The following is a 5,941-nucleotide window of genomic DNA, read 5'->3' on the forward strand; positions in this document are numbered from 1 at the left end:
CCCTTTCCCTGGGCCCTTCCACCCATCCAGGCCGCGCAAGCGCGAGGCGTGGCCCATGAAGCAGGCTCCCACCGTTGGTGGGAATCCTGGACGCGGCACTTCGCGCGCGAGTTGGAGGCTGCGACCGCCACCGTGCTCCATTCCGGCCGCTGGTCCCTTCATCCGCTGAGGGTGGTTTCCGAGGAGAATGCCTCACCCAACTCTCCGCCGGGCAATGGTCTTGGCTATCCACCCGCGTCGCCCTACGCCTTGGAGACCGCGCTTCGCTTCGACCCATTCTGGGTCGAGCGGTGGTCGTGGAGCAACTCGGACGCCAGCATCTGGCCAGAAGCGAAGATGGGGGCGGTGATGGCTCTGCGGGAGCCTTCGCGTCCTGACGCCAGCCGCGTGAAGGCCTGGCGAAAACATGCTCGGGATGGAACGCTTCCGCCGGCGCTGCTGCTCTATATGGAGCTGCCAGAAAAGTGGCTGGTGTTGGATGGACATGACCGGATCCACGCTGCCCTGCTGGAAGGCACCACGCCTCCCCTGCTGGGGCTCTGGCCTGTCATCACCCATCCGACCCGCCTCCAGTACGACAACCCGGGGATGAGGGGGCCGCCCTGCTCCATCACCCGGGCTTGGCCCATCCGGAAATCCGATTGGCAGGCCAGCGTGCTGCGGGCCCATCCTCGGCGGCCTGACGGAGTGACAGCCGAGGACTGGGACGGGTTCGTGGGGGACAGGCCCTGGGCTCGTGGGAATTGATGCGGCTCTACGGTGCGCCCAGCGCCCGCTGATACACCTTCAAGTCCTGTTCGCTGAAGAGGACCACGGTGACGCGCTCCAGCTCCGGCCGCCGCGCCAGGGCCGCGCGGATCTCCCGCAGCGCGATGGGCGCGGCCCGTTCGATGGGGAAGCCGTAGGCGCCCGTGGAGATGGCGGGGAACGCCACCGTGCGCAGCCCGTGCTGCTCCATCAGCGCGAACGTGCTCCGGTAGCACGAGGCCAGCAGTTCGTCCTCGCCGCGGTCCCCACCCCACCACGAGGGGCCCACCGCATGGATGACGTGGGCCGCGGGCAGCCGGTAGCCCCGCGTGATGCGCGCCTCGCCCGTGGGACAGCGGCCCACCGTGCGGCACTCCGCGAGCAGCTCCGGCCCCGCCGCGCGGTGGATGGCACCGTCCACGCCGCCTCCACTCGACAGGCCGGAGTTCGCCGCGTTCACGATCGCGTCCACCGCGATGCGTGTGATGTCTCCTTGAATCAAATCCAGACGTTCCGTCATCCCGCGCTCCCCACCGGCAAGGTCTCCACGAACCGCACCTCTCGGAAGCCCAGCGTGAGCAGCAGCCCTCGCAGCGAGCGCTCCGCGGACTGACGCGCCTTCTGCTGGAGGCGCCGGTCCTGGCGCACCTCTCTCTCGAACGCCAGCCGTGCCTTCTCCAACAGCTGCGCCGTCTGCGCGCTGTCCAGGTTGGAGTCGATGATCTCCGTCTCCCCGGGCCGCAGGGCCACCGTCACCTGGAGCGGCGGCAGGAGCACGTCCACGCGCGTGCCCACGGCGCGCAGGTGGCTGGCGTCGAAGCGCTGGAAGTCGAACCCCAGGTGCGCATCCGCGAACACGATGGCGCGGCCGTGCGGGTTCTGGAGCGTGTAGCTGGCCCAGAGCAGCACGTCCTTCCACAGCGCGTCCGTGGCCTGCGGCTCCGGCGTGAACGTGACCTTCTTGTAGAGGGACACGTCCAGCGTCTCCAGCCGGGCCACCTCCCGCATCTGCTCCACCACCGCCGCCGTGTCCGGCAGCCGGGGAGACGTGGGGCGCAGCAGCACCCAGGCCCCCAGCGCGCCGAGCGCGACCGCGGCGAGGAGGGACAGCGCTCGCGTGACGTTCTTCGCCATGGGGGAAAGTCTACCCGCTTCCGGAACGGGGGCATCCTGGTGCAGCGTGCGGACGCGGGCTTCCGGACAGGGACTCGCGAAGGAGTCACGCAGGATGGAGCTGACGGACGTGGAGGCGGAGGCCCTGGGTTCCCAGGGATACTTCGTGCGGGACGCCTTCCTTGGTGAGGCGCGAGCGCTGGCGGCAAGGGCCGCGGCGCTCGCGCGAGTGGAGGCCGGGATGCTGAAGCCCGCGGGCATCCGGCGCGGCGCGAACCATGCGCTAGATACGTCCGTGCGCGGCGACCACATTGAATGGGTTCTGCCCGGCGCCGCCCCCGAGCTCGAAGCCCTGTGGCATCACTTCCAGTCCCTGGGCGAGGCCGTCTCGTCGGGCGCGTACCTGGGGCTGGGGCGCTTCGATTTGCAGCTCGCCTGCTTTCCCGGCGGCGGTGCGCGGTACGCCCGCCATCGCGACGCGTTCCCGGGCCAGTCCAACCGCCGCCTCACCGCCATCTGGTACGCGAATGCCGACTGGAAGCCGGAGCACGGCGGCGTGCTGCGCCTGTTCCCGGAGGACACCGGCGCCCCCGTGGAGGTGGCGCCGGTGCTGGACCGCCTGGTGGTGTTCCTGAGCGAGCGGCTGGAGCACGAAGTGATGCCCGCCCACGCCACCCGCCTGGCCCTCACCGCGTGGTTCTACGGCCAGGGCACTTAGCGGCTATCGCGCGTTCTAGCCCGCGTCGAACGCGCTGCCCGCGTCGAAGACGGATCCCCCATCGTAGGACGGACCGGGACCGGCGTCGTAGCCCGCGTCCCAGCCCGGGCCCGTGCCCTCCAGCGTGCCGATGATGTAGATGTCGCCCGTTCCCGTTCCGGGGCAGTTCTGCGGATTGCGCTTCAACTGGAGCTGCGCGTACGCAACAGAGCCCTGGTACACGTCCACGGCCGCGCTGCCGGCGTACACCTCCAGCCCTGCCCGGTTGTAGGCCCGCACGTCCACGATGCGCCGGGGCCCGACGGGGATGTTGCTCAGGTAGCCCTCGATGTAGCCGTTCCCCACGGAGAGGGACTGGGGGTACGAGGTCGGAAGGTCCGGCGCGCTCACGGTCGCCGCGGCCGAGGTGACGCCGCACGCGTCACCCGCGAGCGAGATGCTCATCTTCACGGACTCCGTGCCCTCGAGGTTGTCGAAGTCCTCGGTGCCGGCGCCGCAGGCCGCGACCATCAGCGCGCAGCTCGTCCCCAGCACGAATCCCCATCCGGTTCGCTTCATGTCGTCCCTCTCCCTGGTGGCGCGTCGTTCGCGCGACCTTGAGACACGCACCCCGTGCGGGTTGGGACATCCACCGTGACGAAAATGCCGGACGGCAACGGCGCGGGGAGGAAAACGGGCCGAGCCTGCCTGCTCCACGGCCTGCCCGGACGCGGACGGATTCCAGGGGCAACGGCGGCGTCCACGGCACCTGTCGTGTGACGGGGGCGTGTCTACGTTCTTTCCCAGTCATCTTCTTGGACGGGGGATCGAGAGCATGTTCCAGAACAGGACGAAGCGGCACTGGGTGATGGGACTGGCGTTGGGGGCGACCATGGCGTTCAGCGCCGGGTGCAGCAGCTCCAAGGCCGCGCGGGTGGACGACGCGATGATGGCTCGCGTCCCGGAGGACCAACTGGGCGAGGTGCGTGACGCGCAGCTGGCCCGCACCAAGGCCGCCGACAACGTGACGCGCGCCGAGGTGGCGGTGCGCGACGCCGAGCGCGCCGCGGAAGTGGCCCGCCGCAACGGCGACGCCGCCGAGAGCCGCATGGAGGCGGAGAAGGCCGCGGTGAAGGCCGCCGAGGCCACCGGTCAGCGGCGCCCCATCGCGCAGGCGCGATCCAATCTCCAGGGCGCCGAGGCGGGGCGCATGGCCGCGGACGCCGAGGTGTCCTGGCACGACCGCAAGACGGACACCGCCAAGGCGGAGAAGGACCTGCGCGACGCGGAGCTGAAGGTGGCGGACACCGAGCTCAACCTGGCCCAGTTCAAGGCGCTGGAGAAGAGCGGGGACGTGCGCGCCAAGGAGATGTCCGAGGCGAACTACCTGGCCGCCGTCGCGGACGCCAAGCGCGAGGTGGAGGACGCCCGGCGCCGCGTGGACGAGCAGAAGCGCGTGGAGCAGGACGCCCGCGCCCAGTGGCAGCGGCTGCGCTCGAACGCCCCGCAGGGCTACGGCGGCAGCGGCGACGCGGACTGACGCCCTGGCGTGAAGCACGGATGGGAAGGCCCCGGGCACTCGCGAGGGTGCCAGGGGCCTGCCTCCGTGCGTGGGGCTACTCCACCTTCAGGGTGGCGGAGCCCTTCAGGTCGCGCTGGAGCGTGAGCCAGAGCGCCTTGCCCTCCGCGTCCACGGACGCGAAGTAGTCCGTGTCCGCGGTGAGCGGCTGGCCGTCCAGGGTGACCGTCGTCGGCGCCGTGGCGGCGGTGTAGCCATGCACCACCAGCATGGGGTGCGCGAGCGTGCGCCCCGCGGTGTCGAACGCCAGCGTCACGCGGTTGGAGACGGCGTCCGCTTCCCACGTGGCGTAGACGGGGTTGTAGCCGGCGACGTCGTAGGTGACGGAGTCGGTCCGGCCCACGCCGCCCGGGCCGCGCGTGCGCACGGTGCCCTCGGAGGCGGTGAGCTTCACGCCCTGCCAGGCCTCCACCTCCGACACGAGCGACAGCACGGGGCTGGCCGTGTGCGTGCCCAGCACCATGAAGACGGAGTAGCTCTGGTAGGGGTGGCCGGAGAGCATCACGCCGTCATCGCCCAGGCGCGGGTACTGCGAGAGGCCCACCGCGCCGAAGTTGCTGCCCCACGCGAGCCGGTGGGAGTTGGTGACGGAGGGCAGCTCGTACTGGTTGAGCTGGTAGGGCCAGTTGTAGTCCACGGGCATGGGGCCGTTGGCGTGGCGCGTGCCCCACTCCGGATACAGCCAGTAGCCGCCCGCGGGCTTCTGCTCCCACGTCTGGGTCTGCACCGCGCCCATCTCCGCGTCCGGCGCGGCGGTCCACATGCGCGTGTAGGGGACGACGTTGGGTTCGCGGTAGTCCCAGCCGGTGTTCATTCTCACGGGGGAGGACAGCGTGACGAAGCGGTAGCGGTCGCCCCATCCCAGGCCGGCGATGTCCGTGTTGGCGTTGCCGTCGAAGGCCAGGTCGCCGTAGGGCGAGCGCACGTCGGCTTCAATCTGGTCCGCGGGGAAGCCGGACGCGTCGTGGGTGATGGCATACAGCGGGTGGTCCCGGCCGGTGGCGAACAGGTACTGCACGGTCACCTGCACCACGCGGCCATCCAGCGACAGCGGCCACTTCAGCTCGTGCAGCGCGTGGTGTGCGCCCTTGAAGACGAAGCGGCCGGTGCCGCGCACGTCCTGCGTCCAGGCGCCCCACGACTGGCCTTCCTTCAGGTGGCTGGTCACCATGCCCCAGCCGGGCACCTGGGTGCTCTGGCCATCGCAGACGCGCTCGGCGCCCGCGACCTCGTAGGTGTAGCGGCGGATGTAGCCGCCGTTCCAGCCCGCGGGGTCCGCCGCGTCGTTGCGCACGAGCGACACGGAGCGCACGTGGCAGTCGCGGTCGCGCCAGACGTAGCGGTCCGTCTTGAAGCCGCTCAGGTCCTTCGCACACTGCAACCGCAGGGGCGCGCACGTCCCGCTGGCCGGGTCGGCGCTGGTGCTCTCCACGCAGGGGTCGGTGACGGGGTTGGGGTTCTCATCACCGGGGCGCACGTCCTTGCCGCCACAGGCGGTGAGGCCCAGCGCCAGCAGGGCCACGGTGTGTCGAGCAGAGGGGAAGGTCATGGTCGTTCTCGAAGGAGTGGGAGCGCAGGCTTGCCACCCTCACGCACGGTGATGCAAGCCCCCACGCGGAGCGCCAGCGCTGCGGGTTGTTCCCAAGGCGAGCGGGCAGTCGAGCGTCAGGGTGCGCGGCGGGGAGTCCCCGGGGCACGAGGGTCGTGTCCACCGTGCGGGCATGGCGAACGGACGGCGGCTCGTCACGGTGGGACTCCTGGGCCTCTTCTCGGTGCCCGCAGTGGCGGAGGAGGGGGTGCAGGGG

Annotated in this window: 7 protein-coding genes; 3 read left to right on the plus strand and 4 right to left on the minus strand. The window is 70.8% G+C overall.

The annotated features are described in order from the left end of the window. Positions 1 to 747, plus strand: a 747-nt coding sequence (locus D7W82_RS40300) for a hypothetical protein (protein WP_233588185.1), incomplete at its 5' end; no start/stop codon positions are given. 7 nt (positions 748 to 754) lie between these two features. Here D7W82_RS40300 and D7W82_RS37875 read toward each other — a convergent pair. Then, entirely contained in the window at positions 755 to 1,267 is a 513-nt protein-coding gene (locus D7W82_RS37875) for an O-acetyl-ADP-ribose deacetylase (protein WP_120622920.1), read from the minus strand. Then, complete coding sequence (locus D7W82_RS37880; protein ID WP_120622921.1) at positions 1,264 to 1,881, minus strand: DUF4230 domain-containing protein; 618 nt, start codon at positions 1,879 to 1,881, stop codon at positions 1,264 to 1,266. The genes D7W82_RS37875 and D7W82_RS37880 overlap by 4 nt, the downstream gene beginning before the upstream one ends. A gap of 94 nt (positions 1,882 to 1,975) precedes the next feature. On the opposite strand from D7W82_RS37880, the gene D7W82_RS37885 reads away from it, so the two are divergent. Then, positions 1,976 to 2,578, plus strand: a complete 603-nt coding sequence (locus D7W82_RS37885) for a 2OG-Fe(II) oxygenase (protein WP_120622922.1) — start codon at positions 1,976 to 1,978, stop codon at positions 2,576 to 2,578. 15 nt (positions 2,579 to 2,593) lie between these two features. Here the strand turns inward: D7W82_RS37885 and D7W82_RS37890 are convergent, their stop codons facing one another. Further along, positions 2,594 to 3,136: a hypothetical protein gene (locus D7W82_RS37890; RefSeq protein ID WP_147439754.1), complete on the minus strand. Its 543-nt coding sequence runs from the start codon at positions 3,134 to 3,136 to the stop codon at positions 2,594 to 2,596. 256 nt (positions 3,137 to 3,392) lie between these two features. Between D7W82_RS37890 and D7W82_RS37895 the strand changes: the two genes are divergently transcribed. Then, positions 3,393 to 4,097, plus strand: a complete 705-nt coding sequence (locus D7W82_RS37895; RefSeq protein ID WP_120622924.1) for a hypothetical protein — start codon at positions 3,393 to 3,395, stop codon at positions 4,095 to 4,097. Positions 4,098 to 4,173: 76 nt separating this feature from the next. Here the strand turns inward: D7W82_RS37895 and D7W82_RS37900 are convergent, their stop codons facing one another. Beyond that, positions 4,174 to 5,685 (minus strand): hypothetical protein, encoded by a 1,512-nt coding sequence (locus D7W82_RS37900; protein WP_120622925.1) that lies wholly within the window; start codon positions 5,683 to 5,685, stop codon positions 4,174 to 4,176. Positions 5,686 to 5,941: the final 256 nt, after the last annotated feature.

The organism is Corallococcus sp. CA049B, assembly GCF_003611685.1.
Classification (GTDB): Bacteria; Myxococcota; Myxococcia; order Myxococcales; family Myxococcaceae; genus Corallococcus; species Corallococcus coralloides.

What these genes read in the sequence shown, in the direction of transcription:
- D7W82_RS37900 (WP_120622925.1), bottom strand. Translation starts at nt 5,685, where the DNA reads ATGACCTTCCCCTCTGCTCGACACACCGTGGCCCTGCTGGCGCTGGGC.
- D7W82_RS37895 (WP_120622924.1), top strand. Translation starts at nt 3,393, where the DNA reads ATGTTCCAGAACAGGACGAAGCGGCACTGGGTGATGGGACTGGCGTTG.
- D7W82_RS37875 (WP_120622920.1), bottom strand. Translation starts at nt 1,267, where the DNA reads ATGACGGAACGTCTGGATTTGATTCAAGGAGACATCACACGCATCGCG.
- D7W82_RS37880 (WP_120622921.1), bottom strand. Translation starts at nt 1,881, where the DNA reads ATGGCGAAGAACGTCACGCGAGCGCTGTCCCTCCTCGCCGCGGTCGCG.
- D7W82_RS37890 (WP_147439754.1), bottom strand. Translation starts at nt 3,136, where the DNA reads ATGAAGCGAACCGGATGGGGATTCGTGCTGGGGACGAGCTGCGCGCTG.
- D7W82_RS37885 (WP_120622922.1), top strand. Translation starts at nt 1,976, where the DNA reads ATGGAGCTGACGGACGTGGAGGCGGAGGCCCTGGGTTCCCAGGGATAC.